The 17,099-nt window shown below is 58.4% G+C and carries 14 protein-coding genes and 4 tRNA genes; 5 read left to right on the forward strand and 13 right to left on the reverse strand.

The features are described from left to right. Nucleotides 1–7: 7 nt before the first annotated feature. Nucleotides 8–907 (reverse strand): LysR family transcriptional regulator, encoded by a 900-nt coding sequence (locus tag ACP7CZ_RS01615; RefSeq protein ID WP_294204152.1) that lies wholly within the window; start codon nt 905–907, stop codon nt 8–10. A gap of 117 nt (nt 908–1,024) precedes the next feature. Between ACP7CZ_RS01615 and ACP7CZ_RS01620 the strand changes: the two genes are divergently transcribed. Together ACP7CZ_RS01620 and nhaA are read left to right on the forward strand one after the other, a co-directional pair. Beyond that, nucleotides 1,025–2,206, forward strand: a complete 1,182-nt coding sequence (locus ACP7CZ_RS01620) for an MFS transporter (protein ID WP_054897259.1) — start codon at nt 1,025–1,027, stop codon at nt 2,204–2,206. Between the two features lie 118 nt (nt 2,207–2,324). After that, nucleotides 2,325–3,668 (forward strand): Na+/H+ antiporter NhaA, encoded by a 1,344-nt coding sequence (gene nhaA, locus ACP7CZ_RS01625; RefSeq protein WP_054897258.1) that lies wholly within the window; start codon nt 2,325–2,327, stop codon nt 3,666–3,668. 201 nt (nt 3,669–3,869) lie between these two features. On the opposite strand, the gene ACP7CZ_RS01630 is transcribed toward nhaA, so the two are convergent. The 10 genes from ACP7CZ_RS01630 to ACP7CZ_RS01675 form a co-directional block, all read right to left on the reverse strand. Continuing rightward, complete coding sequence (locus ACP7CZ_RS01630; RefSeq protein WP_103299422.1) at nt 3,870–5,744, reverse strand: SurA N-terminal domain-containing protein; 1,875 nt, start codon at nt 5,742–5,744, stop codon at nt 3,870–3,872. Between the two features lie 228 nt (nt 5,745–5,972). Then, nucleotides 5,973–6,245: an HU family DNA-binding protein gene (locus ACP7CZ_RS01635; RefSeq protein WP_003174819.1), complete on the reverse strand. Its 273-nt coding sequence runs from the start codon at nt 6,243–6,245 to the stop codon at nt 5,973–5,975. A gap of 149 nt (nt 6,246–6,394) precedes the next feature. After that, complete coding sequence (lon, locus tag ACP7CZ_RS01640; RefSeq protein WP_294196036.1) at nt 6,395–8,791, reverse strand: endopeptidase La; 2,397 nt, start codon at nt 8,789–8,791, stop codon at nt 6,395–6,397. A 188-nt stretch (nt 8,792–8,979) separates the two neighbouring features. Then, the gene (gene clpX, locus ACP7CZ_RS01645; RefSeq protein ID WP_003192254.1) at nt 8,980–10,263 is read right to left on the reverse strand and encodes an ATP-dependent Clp protease ATP-binding subunit ClpX; all 1,284 of its coding nucleotides are present in this window, start codon (nt 10,261–10,263) and stop codon (nt 8,980–8,982) included. Between the two features lie 112 nt (nt 10,264–10,375). Continuing rightward, complete coding sequence (clpP, locus tag ACP7CZ_RS01650; RefSeq protein WP_003192255.1) at nt 10,376–11,011, reverse strand: ATP-dependent Clp endopeptidase proteolytic subunit ClpP; 636 nt, start codon at nt 11,009–11,011, stop codon at nt 10,376–10,378. A 91-nt stretch (nt 11,012–11,102) separates the two neighbouring features. Then, nucleotides 11,103–12,413, reverse strand: coding sequence for a trigger factor (gene tig / locus ACP7CZ_RS01655; protein ID WP_034127949.1), 1,311 nt, complete (start codon nt 12,411–12,413; stop codon nt 11,103–11,105). Between the two features lie 401 nt (nt 12,414–12,814). Further along, nucleotides 12,815–12,890, reverse strand: a tRNA-His gene (locus ACP7CZ_RS01660). Nucleotides 12,891–12,967: 77 nt separating this feature from the next. After that, nucleotides 12,968–13,052: transfer RNA gene (locus tag ACP7CZ_RS01665), tRNA-Leu, on the reverse strand. A 57-nt stretch (nt 13,053–13,109) separates the two neighbouring features. After that, nucleotides 13,110–13,185 (reverse strand) — tRNA-His (locus tag ACP7CZ_RS01670). A 32-nt stretch (nt 13,186–13,217) separates the two neighbouring features. Further along, nucleotides 13,218–13,294, reverse strand: a tRNA-Arg gene (locus tag ACP7CZ_RS01675). A gap of 275 nt (nt 13,295–13,569) precedes the next feature. Between ACP7CZ_RS01675 and folD the strand changes: the two genes are divergently transcribed. Continuing rightward, nucleotides 13,570–14,424 (forward strand): bifunctional methylenetetrahydrofolate dehydrogenase/methenyltetrahydrofolate cyclohydrolase FolD, encoded by an 855-nt coding sequence (gene folD, locus ACP7CZ_RS01680; protein WP_003192259.1) that lies wholly within the window; start codon nt 13,570–13,572, stop codon nt 14,422–14,424. 207 nt (nt 14,425–14,631) lie between these two features. After that, nucleotides 14,632–15,555, forward strand: coding sequence for a D-alanyl-D-alanine endopeptidase (gene pbpG, locus ACP7CZ_RS01685; RefSeq protein ID WP_236455073.1), 924 nt, complete (start codon nt 14,632–14,634; stop codon nt 15,553–15,555). A gap of 52 nt (nt 15,556–15,607) precedes the next feature. On the opposite strand, the gene ACP7CZ_RS01690 is transcribed toward pbpG, so the two are convergent. Further along, nucleotides 15,608–16,273 carry a peptidase C39 family protein gene (locus ACP7CZ_RS01690; RefSeq protein WP_057975025.1) on the reverse strand — a complete coding sequence of 222 codons (666 nt, stop codon included), beginning with the start codon at nt 16,271–16,273 and terminating at the stop codon, nt 15,608–15,610. A gap of 212 nt (nt 16,274–16,485) precedes the next feature. On the opposite strand from ACP7CZ_RS01690, the gene ACP7CZ_RS01695 reads away from it, so the two are divergent. Continuing rightward, a complete protein-coding gene (locus ACP7CZ_RS01695; RefSeq protein WP_294196029.1) occupies nt 16,486–16,647 on the forward strand; it encodes a hypothetical protein in 162 nt (53 codons plus the stop codon). Here ACP7CZ_RS01695 and ACP7CZ_RS01700 read toward each other — a convergent pair. Next, the gene (locus tag ACP7CZ_RS01700; RefSeq protein WP_034127951.1) at nt 16,644–17,054 is read right to left on the reverse strand and encodes a hypothetical protein; all 411 of its coding nucleotides are present in this window, start codon (nt 17,052–17,054) and stop codon (nt 16,644–16,646) included. The two genes, ACP7CZ_RS01695 and ACP7CZ_RS01700, sit on opposite strands and share 4 nt — an antisense overlap. Nucleotides 17,055–17,099 lie beyond the last annotated feature (45 nt).

Here is a 17,099-nt window from a genome sequence, read left to right on the forward strand (position 1 = left end):
CTCAAGCTCAGACAGCGGCGTCAGTAGGAAAAAGCCCGGCGCACATATGATCGATAAAGGCCCGCAGCTTGGCCGAAGCATGGCGACTGGCCGGCCACAGCAACCAGAAACTGCCGCGATGTTCGAGGTGCTCATCCAGCACCCGTCGCAAACGCCCATGCTGTACGGCCTGGTTGACCATGTAGTCCGGCAGGCACGCAATGCCCAGTCCTTCTTGCACCACATGATTGAGGGACTCGATGGTGGTGCTGACCAGCGGTGCGCGCAGGTTCAGTTCGGAAGCCCCCGGGACATGACGCAGCGGCCAAGGCTCCAGCTTGCCGGTGGCGCAGAATTTGTGCCGCAGGCAGGCGTGATGATTCAGGTCCTGGGGCCGACGGGGGGTGCCGTGCTGGTCGAAGTAGCCGGGCGTACCGACGAGGACCAACTGGTAATGCCCAAGATGGCGCACCATCAAGCGCGAATCTTCTGGCTTGCCGGTGCGAATCACCGCGTCGAAGCCCTCCTCTATCACGTCCACCATGCGATCGGAAAAATCCACATCCAACTCGATGTCCGGGTAGGCACGCATAAAATCGCTGATCACCGGCATCAACAAACCACGCACTTGGGGCACACTGATCCGCAGCTTGCCGCGAGGCTTGGCAGTGACCTCAGTCAATTCCTGTTCGGCCGCTTCCAACTCCGCCAGGATGCGCCGCGAACGTTCCAGGAAGAGCGCGCCCTCGCTGGTCAGAGTGATGCTGCGGGTGCTGCGATGAAACAACCTGACGCCCAGGCGCTCTTCCATTCGCGCAATGCTTTTACCCACCGCCGACGATGACACGCCCAGTGCACGGCCCGCAGCGGTGAAGCTAAGCGTTTGCGCGACCTGCACAAAAACCGAGAGGCTGCCCAGATTGTCCATGGTGATGCCTTTGCCGATTGCGGACATCAACGTCCGATAAGTTCGGAACCTTAGCCTGTTTTTCCGCGCCTCGCAGCCCCCTACCCTGGCGCCTTGACCCTTTCAAGGAGAGCCCCGATGAACGACAGCCCCCAATTGATCGATACAGCCCCCCACGCTGACCCCCTGCCACTGGCCGGTTTGCTGGCGTTGGCCTGCGCCGGCTTTATCACCATCCTCACCGAGGCAATGCCCGCCGGTTTGTTACCGCAAATCGGTGCTGGGCTCGGGGTCTCCCAGGCTCTGGTCGGGCAACTGGTAACGCTCTATGCGCTCGGCTCGTTGCTCGCCGCTATCCCGCTGACATTGCTGACCCGGGGTTGGCGCCGGCGGCCGTTGCTGTTGATCGCCATCGGCGGCTTTGCATTGGTTAACAGTGTCACCGCCTTTTCCAGCCACTATGGCTTGACCTTGGCTGCACGATTTTTCGCCGGTGTGTTCGCGGGCTTGCTGTGGGCCTTGCTGGCGGGTTACGCCAGTCGTATGGTCGCACCTCATCTGCAGGGCCGGGCGATTGCCGTGGCCATGCTGGGTGCGCCGCTGGCCTTGTCCCTCGGCGTGCCCGCCGGCACCCTGCTGGGTACGCTGGTCGGATGGCGCGCCAGTTTTGCCATCATGACTGGCCTGACCCTGTTACTGCTGGTATGGGCGCGTTGGCAACTGCCGGATTTTGCCGGTGAACCGCCAAGCAAACGCCTCGGCTTACGTCAGGTACTGGCGTTGCCAGGCATACGGCCGGTGCTCTGGGTGACCTTTACCTACGTGCTCGCGCATAACATTCTCTATACCTACATCGCCCCTTTGCTGGTGCCCGCCGGTATCGGCCGCGAGATTGATCGCGTGCTGCTGGTGTTCGGCCTGATGGCCCTGCTGAGTATCTGGCTGGTAGGCGTCTGGATTGACCGGCACCTGAGGCTACTGACCCTCATCAGTTGCGCGATGTTCGCCGTTGCGGCCCTGCTGCTCGGACTATGGTTCAACTGCGTAGTCGCCATTTACGTCAGCGTGGCGTTGTGGGGGCTCGCCTTCGGTGGCCTCCCAGCGCTATTGCAAACCGCGCTGGCCAAGTCGGCTGGCAACTCGGCCGATGCCGCCCAATCGATGTTGGTCACGGTATGGAACCTGGGCATCGCCGGAGGTGGATTAGTGGGCGGGCTCTTGCTCGAACGTTGGGGCGTCGTGACATTTCCATGGGCAGTTCTAGGATTGATCGTGTTGGCGCTGGGCGCAATCCGGGGTAAAGCGCTGCCCGCGCGATGACAAGTTTGTTTACAACTTATTCCTCACCTTCCTATCATCGCCCCTGGGTGCGTTGTTGCATAAAGCACGGCGCAGGTTAAAAGCCAAGCATTGGTCGGGCCGCCAATGGAGATTTGTCGTGCCTGATAAACACCCCGCCATCCCCCGCCCCCAGCGTTTGACTGAGGGCGCGCTGTCCGCCCTTGAGCGCTTTTCACACATCGAAGCCGTCAGCGGTATCGTGCTGCTGCTGGCCGCCATCGTCGCGCTGGTGTGGGCCAACAGCCCCGCCGCCGCGACCTACGAGCATTTCTGGAACACGCCCATCACCCTCGGGCTGGGCGATTACAGCGTGTCGCGCTCCCTGCATTTTCTGGTGAATGACGGGCTGATGACCATTTTCTTTCTGGTGGTCGGTACCGAGATCCGCCAGGAAATCAAAGACGGCGCCCTCGCCAACCTGAAGCTGGCCACGCTGCCCTTGGGCGCGGCGTTGGGCGGTGTGCTGATGCCCGCACTCATCTACACCCTGCTCAACCACGACACCGCCGCCGCGAGTGGCTGGGCAGTCCCCACCGCGACCGACATCGCCTTTGCCGTGGGTGTGCTTGCGCTGCTGGGCAAATCGATTCCGAGTGGCGTACGCATCCTGCTGCTGGCCTTGGCGATCATCGATGACATCGTGGCGATTCTGATCATCGCGATCTTTTTCACCGCCAGCCTCGACTACATGGGCTTGGTGATTGCTGCCGGCGGGCTGGCCCTGGTGTTGGTGTTCCAACGCATGGGCATCAGCAAGGCGGCGATCTACCTGCTGCCAGGCGCTATCGTGTGGTTTGGCCTACTCAAGACCGGCGTGCACCCAACGCTCGCCGGGGTGATCCTTGGCTTGATGACCCCCGTCAATTCCAAGCCCACCCGGGAACGCCCGCTGGAAACCATCGAACGCACCTTCAACGAGCTGATGGACCGGTTCTCGCAGCCAGCCGAAGGAGCCCAGCAAGTCGCCACGCCCCTCAAGCAATTGCGCGAAGCTCAACGGGAAATACTGCCGCCGGTGCAGCGTGTTCAATCGGCGCTGCACCCGTGGGTAGCGTTCGGCGTGATGCCGCTGTTTGCATTGGCCAACGCCGGTGTGAGCCTGGACGGTTTCAATCTGGATGACCCGCTGGCCCACGGTGTGTTCATGGGCGTCATCTTCGCCCTGGTGCTCGGCAAGCCTCTGGGCGTGATGCTGGCGAGCCTGGCGCTGGTCAAGCTCAACATCTGCAAGCTGCCGGACGGTGTGACCTGGACGGGCGTTGGCCTCGTCGGCCTGCTGGCGGGGATCGGTTTCACCATGTCGATCTTTATCTCGTCCCTGGCATTTTCCGACCCGGCCCTGCTGTCGGCTGCGAAGCTGAGCGTATTGGCGGCTTCAACCCTGGCGGCGGTGATCGGGTTGACGTGGGGCAAGCTCAAGTTTGCTGCCAAGCCTATCTGAGGCAGAGCACCAACCTGTGGCGAGGGAGCTTGCTCCCGCTGGGTCGCGAAGCGGCCCTAAAAAGCCGGGACTGCTGCGCAGTCAACGGGAGCAAGCTCCCTCGCCACAGTGACAGTCCCATTTAACTGAGTAGCCGCTTTATCAAGGGCAAAAAAAGACCCCGGCCTTTTCAGGTCGGGGTCTTTTTTATTCAGGCCGGCATCAATACTTCTTGATGTCTGCCTGGGTTTCCAGCTGCTTGCGGTAGGCCGCGAAGTCCTGCTGGCCAATACGGGAAGCGAGGAAGCGGCGGTATTGCGCTTTTTCTTCGTCCGTAGGGGCCGCAGCTTCGTTCACACCGTTCAAGCGCACGATCACCAGGCTGCCATCGCGCAGGGTCACGGTGGTGAAGGTCGGCTTGTCCTTGGCCACAGGCTTGGGCATGCGGAACAAGGCTTGCAGCACGGCCGGGTCGATGGAGTCCTGACCACGGGTAGCTGCCTCAGTCACCTTCCAGGCCTGGCCGTCAACCGGCTGGTCCAGCGCGGTCTTGCCATCACGCAGGCTGGCGATCAACTCGTCGGCATGGGCTTTGGCGGCAGCGCTCGCGCGCTCCTTGGTCATCTGGGTGCGAATGGCCGCAGCGACGTTCTCCAGCGGCAACTGGGCCGGCTTGAGATGCTCTTTGGCACGCAGCACGATGATGGTTTCCGGGTCCAGCTCGATAGCGCTGCTGTTTGCACCTTCATCCAGCACTTCCGGGCTGAAGGCTGCAGTGACCACGGCACGGTTGGCCGCAACACCTTCGCCACCTTCACGGCCAAACGGCGCGGAAGTGTGGACGGTCAGCTTCAGGTCAGACGCCGGCTGGGCCAGGTCAGAGGCTTCGAATGCCGCATCTTCCAATTGCTTGGTCGCTTCGACAAAACGCTGTTCAACCTGCTGTGCCTTGAGCTCGCGGGTCAGCTTGTCTTTCAGGCTGGCGAACGATGGCACCTCAGGCGCTTCAACGCCCAGCAACTTGATCAGATGCCAACCGAAGGTAGTGCGCACTGGCGCCGACACCTGGTCTTGCTTCAAGCCGTACAGCGCGGTTTCAAAGTCCGGGTCATAAACGCCAGGGCCCGCAAAGCCGAGGTCACCGCCATTGTTGGCCGAACCTGGGTCCTGGGAGAACTCCTTGGCCAGGGCTTCGAACTTCTCACCCTTGGCCAGGCGCGCCTGGATGTCTTCGATCTTGGCCTTGGCTTGCGCCTCGGTGACCTTGTCGTTGACTTCAATCAGGATATGCGCGGCACGACGCTGTTCAGCGAGGTTGGCGGTTTCCTTCTCGTAGGCAGCCTGCAGCTCATCGTCCTTGACGCTGACCTGGTCGAAGAAGGAAGACTTCTTCAACTCCAGATAGTCGATGACCACTTGGTCCGGGGTCATGAACTCTTTGGCGTGCTGGTCGTAGTAGGCCTTGACCTCGTCGTCGGTGAGTTTCACCGCCGCAGGGTCAGCCTTGATGTTGACGGTAGCGAAGTCGCGGGTCTGTTTTTCCAGACGGGCAAATGCCAGCACCTCGGCGTCGGTCACAAAACCGCTGCCGGCGATGCCTGCGCGAACCTGGCCGATCAGCATTTCCTGGGTCAGCATCTGACGGAATTGCATGCGGCTATAGCCCAGCTGACGGATCACCTGGTCAAAGCGTTCGGCGTTGAACTTGCCGTCCACCTGGAATTCCGGCGTCTGCAGGATCACCTGGTCCAGCGCCGCTTCCGAGAAGCCGAACTTGGAATCGGCAGCACCTTGCAGCAGCAGCTTGCGGTCGATCAGGCCCTTGAGGGCAGCATCGCGCAGCAGTTTTTCGTCCAGCAGGGAAGCATCGAAATCCTTGCCCAACTGTTGCATCAGCTGGCGACGTTGCATGTCGACGGCCTGGCTCAGTTCGGTCTGGGTGATTTCTTCACCATTGACCTTGGCCACGTCCTGCTTGTTATTACCCGAAGCCTGGAAAATGGCTTCGATACCGGTGAACGCCATCAAAGCGACGATGATCCCGATAATGGTCTTGGCAATCCAGCCTTGTGAATTGTCCCTGATATTTTGCAGCATGCGTCCCCCAGAAACGGTTGAACTTCAAAAATTAGGCAACCGTGGAGCGTGGGTAGAGTCCGGATAGAAGAAAGGCGCATCCGAGGATGCGCCTTCTCGTAACTGGCGGAGCGGACGGGGGTTCGAATCTGCACCCCCGGCGTGGCGACCCGATACGTGGGTCAGCTACCGCTCCGCTGCCAGGCCAGACCTGCGTCCGACCCGGGTAAGCAAAGGCTTGAACGAAGCTTAGTTAACGGCTTCTTTCAGGGCTTTACCGGCTTTGAAACCTGGTTTCTTGGCAGCAGCGATTTGCAGTGCTTTGCCGGTCTGTGGGTTACGGCCAGTGCGAGCTGGGCGGTCAGTCACAGAGAAAGTACCGAAGCCTACCAGTACCACGGAGTCGCCGGCCTTCAGAGCGCCAGTGACGGATTCGATTACTGCGTCCAGCGCACGGCCAGCAGCAGCTTTCGGGATATCAGCGGATGCAGCGATAGCATCAATCAGTTCCGACTTGTTCACTCTAAGTCCCCTTATATATCTATTGAGTATGATTCTAAGTTTTTTGGTAAAAAGCAAAACCAGTGCTGAATGGCCTACAGACACTTAAGAGCCGCTTTATAACAAGGGCTCTAAAAAGCTGTCAAGGAAGCCCCCCAGGCTCCAACACATTAATGCGTGCTAATTCTTTCCTTGGAATCGGACTCGCGTTTTTCGTCCTTCGCGACTATCTCCGGGACCACATCCGGCAAGGGCTCCGGCGCGTATTGCAGCGCAATTTGCAGGACCTCGTCAATCCATTTAACCGGTTTAATCTGAAGATCCTGCTTGATATTGTCAGGAATTTCCTTCAAGTCGCGAACATTCTCTTCAGGAATGATCACGGTCTTGATTCCACCCCGGTGCGCAGCGAGTAATTTTTCTTTCAGACCACCGATAGCCAATACCTGACCACGCAGGGTAATTTCCCCGGTCATCGCCACATCGGCGCGCACAGGAATGCCGGTCAACGCTGATACCAGCGCCGTGCACATGCCTACGCCAGCGCTAGGGCCGTCTTTAGGGGTCGCCCCTTCCGGCATGTGGATATGGGTGTCGTGCTTCTCGTGAAAGTCCAGCGGGATGCCCAGGCTGCGGGCGCGGCTGCGCACCACGGTCTGCGCGGCGGTAATGGATTCGACCATCACGTCACCCAGGGAGCCGGTCTTGATCAATTGGCCTTTGCCCGGAATCACCGCAGCTTCGATGGTGAGCAATTCGCCACCTACCTGAGTCCACGCCAAACCAGTCACCTGGCCGACCTGATCCTGTTGCTCGGCCAGGCCGTAGCGGAATTTCTTCACGCCCAGGAAGTGTTCCAGGGAATCGGCAACTACCTTCACAGAGAAGCGTTTTTCCAGCGCATGCTCCTTCACCGCCTTGCGGCAGATCTTCGCGATCTGGCGCTCGAGGCCCCGTACACCGGCCTCGCGGGTGTAGTAGCGCACGATGTCACGGATCGCCTCGACCTCGAATTCGATCTCGCCCTTCTTCAGGCCGTTGGCCGAAATCTGCTTGGGCGCCAGGTACTTGACTGCGATGTTGATCTTCTCGTCTTCGGTGTAGCCCGGCAGACGAATCACCTCCATCCGATCCAGCAAGGCTGGCGGAATGTTCATGGAGTTGGAGGTGCACAAGAACATTACGTCAGACAAGTCGTAGTCGACTTCCAGGTAATGGTCGTTGAAATTATGGTTCTGCTCGGGATCAAGCACTTCGAGCAAGGCCGACGCCGGGTCGCCACGCATGTCGCTGCCCATTTTGTCGATTTCATCGAGCAGGAACAGCGGGTTGCGTACACCCACCTTTGTCATCTTTTGAATCAATCTTCCTGGCATCGAACCGATGTAGGTACGGCGATGACCACGGATTTCCGCTTCGTCACGCACGCCACCCAAGGCCATGCGCACGAACTTGCGGTTAGTCGCGCTGGCAATCGATTCCGCCAGGGATGTTTTACCCACACCTGGAGGCCCGACCAGGCACAACACCGGCCCGCGGATTTTTTTCACGCGCTTTTGCACGGCGAGGTACTCAAGGATGCGCTCCTTGACCTCTTCCAGGCCGTAATGGTCAGCGTCGAGGATCTCTTCAGCACGGGCCAGGTCCAGGCGCACCTTGGTCTGGGCCTTCCACGGCACTTGCACCAACCAGTCGATATACGAGCGCACCACGGTGGCTTCGGCCGACATCGGCGACATCTGCTTGAGCTTGTTCAGCTCCGCGGTGGCCTTGATCAGGGCGTCTTTGGGCAGGCCAGCGGCATCGATACGCTTCTTCAGCTCTTCGATTTCGTTGTGGCCCTCCTCGCCGTCACCGAGTTCTTTCTGAATGGCCTTCATCTGCTCATTCAGATAGTACTCGCGCTGGCTACGCTCCATCTGCTTCTTCACACGGCCACGGATGCGTTTCTCAACCTGCAGCAGGTCGATTTCGCCATCCAGCAACGCCAGCACGTGTTCGACACGGGCCGACAGGTCGATGATTTCGAGGATGTCTTGCTTCTGCTCGATCTTCAGCGCCATGTGGGCGGCCATGGTGTCGACCAGGCGGCTTGGCTCATCAATGCTGTTGAGGGACGACAGGACTTCAGCCGGAACTTTCTTGCCCAGTTGGACATATTGCTCGAACTGCGAGAGCAGGCTGCGCACGAACACCTCGGACTCACGCTCCGGGGCTTCGACTTCGTCGATCAGCGCCACTTCTGCACGCAGGTGGCCATCCACCTCCATGAAACGCTCTACGGCGCCGCGCTGCTCACCTTCGACTAACACCTTGACGGTGCCATCGGGCAGTTTGAGCAATTGCAGGACAGTGGCAATGGTGCCGACGCGATACAGGGCATCTTCACCTGGATCATCATCAGCAGGATTCTTCTGGGCCAACAGCAGGATTTGCTTGTCGCCCGTCATCGCGGCCTCGAGGGCTTCGATAGACTTCTCGCGCCCCACGAACAGCGGGATAACCATGTGCGGATAGACGACGACATCACGCAACGGCAGGAGAGGCAATTCGATGGTTGTCTTCATGATTTCGCCTCTATGACAGTTCAAAAATAAGCTTGAAACCAAGATGGGGGTTACATGCAAAAAAAACAAGCTCAATGCCAGTAGTTAAACGCATGAATACACGCGAATTTAACCACCGCTCCGAGAAAAGCCCCCAAAAAACAAGGGGCCCCTAGAGGCCCCTTGCTTGTACCGCAACTGCTGAACGCTTACGCGTCGGGTGCAGCCTTGGCAGCCGGCTCACTGTTTTCGTAGATATACAGTGGCTTGGATTTGCCTTCGATCACGCTTTCGTCGATCACCACTTTACTCACCTCGGACTGCGAGGGGATTTCGTACATGGTGTCGAGCAACACGCCTTCGAGAATAGAACGCAGGCCACGTGCACCGGTCTTGCGCTCCAGTGCCCGCTTGGCCACCGATTTCAGCGCATCGGTACGGAACTCGAGGTCTACACCTTCCATCTCGAACAATTTGCCGTATTGCTTGGTCAGGGCGTTTTTCGGCTCGGTGAGGATCTGGATCAAAGCCGCCTCATCCAACTCGTCCAACGTCGCCAGGACCGGCAGACGGCCAACGAATTCCGGGATCAGACCGAACTTGACCAGATCGTCAGGCTCGACTTCACGCAGGGACTCGCCCACCTTCTTGCCTTCTTCCTTGCTACGCACTTCCGCACTGAAACCAATGCCGCCACGGGTGGAACGCTGCTGAATCACCTTCTCCAGACCGGAGAACGCACCGCCACAAATGAACAGGATGTTGCGCGTATCAACCTGAAGGAATTCCTGCTGCGGGTGCTTGCGGCCGCCTTGTGGCGGAACGGAAGCAACCGTGCCTTCGATCAGTTTCAACAGGGCCTGCTGCACGCCTTCACCGGAAACGTCCCGGGTGATCGACGGGTTGTCCGACTTGCGCGAGATCTTGTCGATCTCGTCGATGTAGACAATACCCATCTGGGCCTTCTCTACGTCGTAGTCGCACTTCTGCAGCAGTTTCTGAATGATGTTCTCGACATCTTCACCCACGTAGCCAGCCTCGGTGAGGGTGGTGGCGTCGGCGATGGTGAACGGAACGTTCAACAGGCGAGCGAGGGTTTCTGCAAGCAGGGTTTTACCCGAGCCTGTAGGACCGATCAGCAAGATGTTGCTCTTGCCAAGTTCAACCTCGTCACCTTTCTTGTCACGCTGGTTCAAGCGCTTGTAGTGGTTGTACACCGCTACGGCCAGAACCTTCTTTGCACGCTCTTGACCAATGACGTACTGGTCAAGGATGCCGCTGATTTCTTTAGGCGAAGGTAATTTATGCGCACTGCTCTCGGCCTGGGCTTCCTGCACCTCCTCACGGATGATGTCATTGCACAGGTCGACGCATTCGTCGCAGATAAACACCGAGGGGCCGGCAATCAATTTGCGTACTTCATGCTGGCTTTTGCCACAGAAGGAGCAATAGAGCAGCTTGCCGTTGTCCTCGCCGTTGCGGGTGTCAGTCATTCGTTCGATCCAAATCCGATAGGCTTGCAACACAAGATGAAGGCTTATGCGGGCTTTTTCAAGCCCGCCAGTGGTCGGACATGCCGACCAGCCCTATTTTGAGCGGCTTATATTAAGCGGGGCGCTTGTCGATCACTGCGTCGATCAACCCGTATTCCTTGGCGGCTTCAGCGCTCATGAAATTGTCACGGTTGGTATCGCGCTCGATTTCTTCCAGGGTGCGCCCGCTGTGCTTGGCCATCAGCGTGTTGAGACGCTCACGAATGAAGAGGATTTCCTTGGCGTGGATTTCGATGTCCGACGCCTGGCCCTGGAAACCGCCCAGTGGCTGGTGAATCATCACACGCGAGTTCGGCAGGCAGAAACGCTTGCCTTCGGCACCCGCGGTCAGCAGGAAGGCGCCCATGCTGCACGCCTGGCCAATACAGGTGGTCGACACGTTTGGCTTGATGAACTGCATGGTGTCGTAGATCGACATGCCCGCAGTCACCGAACCGCCCGGTGAGTTGATGTAGAGATGGATGTCCTTGTCCGGGTTTTCCGCTTCAAGGAACAGCAATTGCGCACAAATCAGGTTGGCCATGTAGTCCTCTACCGGGCCAACCAGAAAGATCACTCGCTCCTTGAGCAGGCGCGAGTAGATGTCGTAGGCGCGTTCGCCACGAGCGGACTGCTCGACAACCATCGGGACCAGGCCGCCTGCGGCCTGGATATCAGAGTTCTGCTGAATATAGGAATTACGGAACATGCTCTGCAGTTACTCCCAAATAGTCATGTCTTGAAAACGCATAAGCCAGCGCGAGGCTGGCTTATGGTTGAATTTCCAACGAGTTGGACAATCAGTCGGCTTGTGCTGCTTCCGCCGGTTTGACTGCTTCTTCGTAAGAGACCGCTTTATCGGTCACCTTAGCCTTCTGCAGAACAGTATCCACAACTTGTTCTTCCAGCACAACCGAACGTACTTCGTTCATCTGCTGCTCGTTCTTGTAGTACCAAGCCACGACCTGCTCAGGCTCCTGGTAGGCCGAAGCCATTTCCTGGATCATTTCGCGAACGCGGTCTTCGTCTGGCTTGAGGTCGAACTGCTTGACCACTTCGGCCACGATCAGGCCCAGCACAACGCGGCGCTTGGCTTGCTCTTCGAACAGCTCGGCCGGCAGTTGGTCAGGCTTGATGTTGCCACCAAACTGCTGAACCGCTTGAACGCGCAGGCGATCCACTTCGTTGGACAGCAGGGCCTTAGGCACTTCGATCGGGTTGGCGGCCAGCAGACCGTCCATGACCTGGTTCTTGACCTTGGACTTGATAGCCTGGCGCAGCTCACGCTCCATGTTCTTGCGAACTTCGGTGCGGAAGCCTTCGATGCCGGTTTCCTTGATGCCGAACTGGGCGAAGAACTCTTCGTTCAGCTCTGGCAGCTTAGGCTCGGAAACGCTGTTGACGGTAACGGTGAACTCGGCGGCTTTGCCAGCCAGGTCCAGGTTCTGGTAGTCAGCAGGGAAAGTCAGGTTCAGAACGCGCTCTTCGCCGGCTTTGGCGCCAACCAGGCCGTCTTCGAAACCAGGGATCATGCGGTTGGAACCCAGCACCAGCTGAGTACCCTTGGAGGAGCCGCCAGCGAAGACTTCGCCGTCAACCTTGCCAACGAAATCGATGTTCAGTTGGTCTTCGTTCTGGGCGGCACGGTCGGCCACTTCAAAACGAGTGTTCTGCTTGCGCAGGATTTCCAGCATGTTGTCCAGGTCCGAATCAGCCACTTCGGCGCTCAGACGCTCGATTTCGATACCTTCGAAACCGGCCACTTCAAATTCCGGGAACACTTCGAATACGGCAACGTATTCCAGGTCCTTGCCCGCTTCCAGGGACTTGGGCTCGATCGAAGGCGAGCCAGCAGGGTTCAGCTTCTGCTCGACAACGGCTTCGTAGAAGGAAGCCTGGATCACGTCACCTACAGCTTCCTGGCGCGCATCGGCACCAAAACGACGCTTGATTTCGCTCATAGGCACTTTGCCTGGACGGAAACCAGCGATCTTGGCCTTTTGGGCAGTCTGCTGCAGACGCTTGTTGACCGCAGTCTCGATACGCTCTGCCGGCACGGTGATGCTCAGGCGGCGCTCGAGAGCAGTAGTATTTTCAACAGAAACTTGCATGGATATTCCTCGTTGCACAGACATTAGCCGGCCATTTCCGACCCCAATCAAGGGCATGCATTCTAGTGGGTCAAACTCAAGAAGTCACCCTACTGAAAACACCGCGAAAAACAGCCGGCAATTTATCGGTACGAAAGCACTGAAGTACCTCGCCCCGGTGACAAATACAGCCAAATTGCGCCAGGGCTCTGCGCCGCCCCTCTCTATATATAGAAGGAACAACCATTCATCTCCCTGACGGCCCGCCCTGCGAACAAGGCGAGCAAGCAACGCGGCATCATCGAGATACATAAATACGACGACACGCCCTGCCGGGGCAGCCCAGCACCTGCAACCACCCAATCTCAAACCGCCAAAACCAAAAAAGGCGCCAGACTGTTAAATCTGGCGCCTTTCGAATATGGGGTGGACGAAGGGGATCGAACCCTCGACAACGGGAGTCACAATCCCGTGCTCTACCAACTGAGCTACGCCCACCATATTGCGTTAACAAAGAAACCAAACCACTTCTTTGTTGAGCCCTGCCCCGCCTGACGACCGGGAAAAGCTTTAATTGGTGCGGATGAAGAGACTCGAACTCTTACGCCTCGCGGCGCTGGAACCTAAATCCAGTGTGTCTACCAATTCCACCACATCCGCGCTTGAAGCTCTTAAAGCAAAGGCGCCAGACTGTTAAATCTGGCGCCTTTCAGAATATGGGGTGGACGAAGGGGATCGAACCCTCGACAACGGGAGTCACAATCCCGTGCTCTACCAACTGAGCTACGCCCACCATATAGCGCTACTTGTGCCAAAGCTGCCTAATGGCGCACCCGGCAGGACTCGAACCTGCGACCATCCGCTTAGAAGGCGGATGCTCTATCCAGCTGAGCTACGGGCGCCTTATTAATCTGTACTCTTGGAGGATTACAAACTAAGTGCTTCCAGCCTTGCAGTACAACTATTCTGCTCGACCTTCTTAACCAGTGCTAGGCTGTGCCCGACAAGTGCGACGAATAGTATAGATGCCCTGGAAACCCGTCAAATCTTTTTTGAAAAAAACTGATTTTATTTAAGGGGTTAGGGCAATTTGCAGACCAAGCGCCTTTGCCCTCGCGCCTTGGCATGCGAGAATGCGCGCACTTTTCTTCCCCCTCTCGATGGTTAATCACGCGTAATGACTGCACAACTTATCGACGGCAAATCAATCGCCGCCAGCCTGCGCCAGCAGATCGCCAAACGAGTCACCGAGCGCAGCCAGCAAGGCCTGCGCACGCCTGGCCTCGCGGTGATCCTGGTCGGCAGCGATCCTGCCTCTCAGGTTTATGTCTCGCACAAGCGTAAAGACTGTGAAGAGGTCGGCTTTATTTCCAAGGCCTACGACTTGCCTTCGGACACCACTCAACAGGCCCTGACCGACCTGATTGACAGCCTCAACGATGACCCGGGCATGGACGGCATCCTCCTGCAACTGCCGCTGCCAGAGCATTTGGACGCCTCCAAACTGCTTGAGCGCATCCGCCCGGACAAAGACGTCGACGGTTTCCACCCTTATAACGTCGGCCGCCTGGCCCAACGCATTCCCCTGCTGCGCCCATGCACGCCTAAAGGCATCATGACGCTGCTGGAAAGCACCGGTGTCGACCTGTACGGCCTTGACGCTGTGGTGGTGGGCGCATCGAACATCGTCGGTCGCCCGATGGCCATGGAGCTGCTGCTGGCCGGCTGCACCGTGACCGTCACCCATCGCTTCACCAAGGACCTCGCCGGCCACGTCGGCCGTGCCGACCTGGTGGTAGTCGCCGCCGGCAAGCCGGGCCTGGTCAAGGGTGAGTGGATCAAGGAAGGCGCCATCGTTATTGACGTGGGTATCAACCGCCAGGAAGACGGCAAGTTGGTGGGCGACGTGGTGTATGAAACCGCCCTGCCCCGAGCAGGCTGGATCACGCCGGTCCCCGGTGGTGTCGGGCCGATGACCCGGGCCTGCTTGCTGGAAAACACCTTATATGCAGCGGAAACGCTGCACGGTTAATAACCAGAGGTGATGAAAAAGCCCTGCCTTAGCGCAGGGCTTTTTATTGCCCGTAAAAAAACCGTTTTTTCTTAGTTTTTAGGCACTTTCGTCTGGTTCTAGAAGAACATTCGACAGTTCTTCATCCATACTCCTAAAATGTAACGTCATTTGTCTTAAGACCCGTTCTACAACGGCATTTCCTTACTTTTTAGCGAGTTCATCCGCGTGAAAATTCGTCTTTCTATTGTCAGCCTGTTTTTTGCGTTAACAGGCACCTTCGCCCACGCCGCCGAATCCACCCTGGCCCCGCGTGACGCCTCCAAGCTGCAGATCGCCTCCGGCAGCGCCATGCTGGTCGACTTGCAGACCAATAAAGTCATTTATTCCAGCAACCCTGACGTGGTGGTACCTATCGCCTCGGTGAGCAAGCTGATGACTGGCCTGATCGTCCTCGAAGCCAAGCAGAATATGGACGAGTACATCGACATCAACATCACCGACACGCCCGAGATGAAAGGCGTGTTCTCCCGGGTGAAGATCGGCAGCCAGATGCCACGCAAGGAAATGCTGCTGATCGCGCTGATGTCTTCGGAAAACCGCGCCGCCGCCAGCCTCGCCCACCACTATCCAGGCGGTTACGCGGCCTTCATTGCCGCGATGAACGCCAAGGCCAAGTCCCTGGGCATGACCAGCACCCACTACGTGGAGCCCACCGGCCTGTCGATCCATAACGTGTCGACCGCCCGCGACCTGAGCAAGCTGCTGGCCTATGCGCGCAAGTTTCCGATGCTGAGCCAGTTGAGCACCACCAAGGAAAAGACCGTGTCGTTCCGCAAGCCTAATTACACCTTGGGCTTCTCCAACACCGATCACCTGATCAACCGCGCCAACTGGGATATCAAGCTGACCAAGACCGGCTTCACCAACCAGGCCGGCCATTGCCTGGTGTTGGTGACGAGCATGGGCAATCGCCCGGTGTCGCTGGTGATTCTGGATGCCTTTGGCAAGTTCACCCATTTTGCCGATGCCAGCCGTATTCGTAGCTGGGTCGAGACCGGCAAAGGCGGCGCAGTGCCGGATGTGGCGCTGCGTTACAAGGCCGATAAAAACCTCAAGAACCGAGCGACCGCTGCGGAAGTGCGTCGATAAGCAACGGTTTTAGTGTGGGAGCGGGCTTGCCCGCTCCCACACTATTTGAGCTTCACTTCTTCTCTGCCAACACCTTGAGCGCTTGGGCCGCCGCTTGCTCCTGCCCCGCCTGCGCCGTGGCATTGGCCGCTTCGCGCCAGCGCTGCACGTCCACATTGGCCGGCAACTGGCTCGGGCGCTGGGTCAGAATGGCCCAATGGCCCGCGCTCGCCCACGCCGACTCGAAGTCGCTGAAGCGCATGATCAGCCGGCGCTCGTTGCCAGAGCGCAACAGCACCGTACTCTTCTGTTGGTTGAACCCCACCACCACGACATAGCGCGCCCCGGACCAATAACTGGCGTTGATCCGCGCCATCACTGGGTAACCCGCCGCCACCTGCGCCAGCACGGCGGTCAGCTTGGCCTCCAGTGGATACACCATCAGCCCGTATTCACGTGCCAACACTTGCATGTTGCGCTCAAGGTCCGCCTCGGCGCCGGGCAGGTGCAGCGGTTTATCAAGCAAACCCGGTGTCATGACAATGCCTTGTTGCGACAGCATGCTGGCAAGTGCCGTAGGACCGCTCTGATAAGCCTCGCTGCGAAAGGTCGGCACGCCAGTGAGTTCAACGCGCTCCGGCAAGCCTGGCAGTTTCGATGGTGTGCTGCTGGCACAGGCCGCCAGCCCAAGGGCAGCGGCGAGCAGCAAGGAGGTTTTAAGGTTCGACCGTAAGCGCAATTTTTTCACTCTCTTGATCAACTGCCGGTAAAGGCCTCCGATCATAGGGCGCCCCGCCCCGCCGGTATAGCCCACTGGCTCAGTAAAGCGGCGCTGATAGAGCAAAGAAGTTGGACCGACTCGACCATTGGTCAATAGCAGGCAACCGCCAGCTGACTAGACTGTCCATTGAGAAGACTGTGTGTGCCCCAAGTGGGCGAAAGGAGGCCCGAATGAGCCTTGCGACAACGATTTTCCTGTTGATCTGTGGTTGGCTGGCCGTCGCCGCCGCCATGCTGTGGGGAGTCATGCGCGTGACGCGCCGGCATCATCACCCCCACGTCAAACCTGCTGCACCTGCAGTACCGCACAAGGCGACGGCGCATCACGCCTAGCCAGGCATGCAATTGAAGTCCTGGGTCGCGGCAATTTCCTTGCCGTGGCCGTCCTCAAGAGACGCGCGCACCGTGGTGCCCAGGCTCGACTCCACCAGGGTGTAGTGCTCACCTGCCTTGAAATGCTTGTACTCGATGCGGCCCTGGCAGTCCTGCTGGTTGTCATCACCCGGCTCGTCTTCAAATAAAGTCACGTCCAGGCGATGGTCACCCGGGGTCACCTCAAAATAGCGCCCATCGTCCACCCGCTTGCCATCGACACGCTCGGCCATCAGGTCATTCGGCGCTTCTTCCTGCAAGCCGATCCAGGCTTCGCTGGGGTCCGCCTTGGGGATCGGGCCGGCGCAGGCCGACAGTAAACAGACAAAGCCAAGGACGGGAACTAACAACAGTGGTTTGAGTGACATGACAGGGCTCCAAAGGGCATGAATGAAAAGCTCGTATCCGATGGC

The organism is Pseudomonas sp. DWP2-2, from assembly GCF_049897065.1.
GTDB classification, from domain to species: Bacteria; Pseudomonadota; Gammaproteobacteria; order Pseudomonadales; family Pseudomonadaceae; genus Aquipseudomonas; species Aquipseudomonas paracarnis.